The organism is Pseudomonas sp. AC463, assembly GCF_979253585.1.
The window spans coordinates 1-289 of the sequence record NZ_CEEDDZ010000453.1 but is presented as its reverse complement, the minus strand read 5'-3'; the positions used below and the strand labels follow the sequence as shown (position 1 = coordinate 289).

Annotated in this window: 1 protein-coding gene; it reads left to right on the top strand. The window is 65.7% G+C overall.

Annotated elements, in window-relative coordinates; translation table 11 throughout:
- Positions 1-289: fatty acid desaturase family protein (locus AC0IYH_RS30940; RefSeq protein ID WP_471838005.1), on the top strand; the 289-nt coding region annotated here is incomplete at both ends.

Below are 289 nucleotides of genomic sequence, written 5' to 3'. Positions count from 1 at the left end.
ATGCCGGCCTGTCCTACGCCGCGCTCTACCCCAAGCATCACGCGCACCACGCCGCACCCGGCACCCCCGACGACCCCGATTTCCATGCCGGCGCACCGCGACAGGCGCTACCGTGGTTCGTGCATTTCTTCAGGGGCTATTATACGCACGGCCAGATCCTGCGGATCACCGTCGCGGCGATTGCCTACATCCTGCTCGGTGCGTCGCTCATCAACATCGTCGCGTTCTGGGCGGTGCCCGCGCTGCTGGCGCTGGCGCAATTGTTCGTGTTCGGCACCTATCTGCCGCA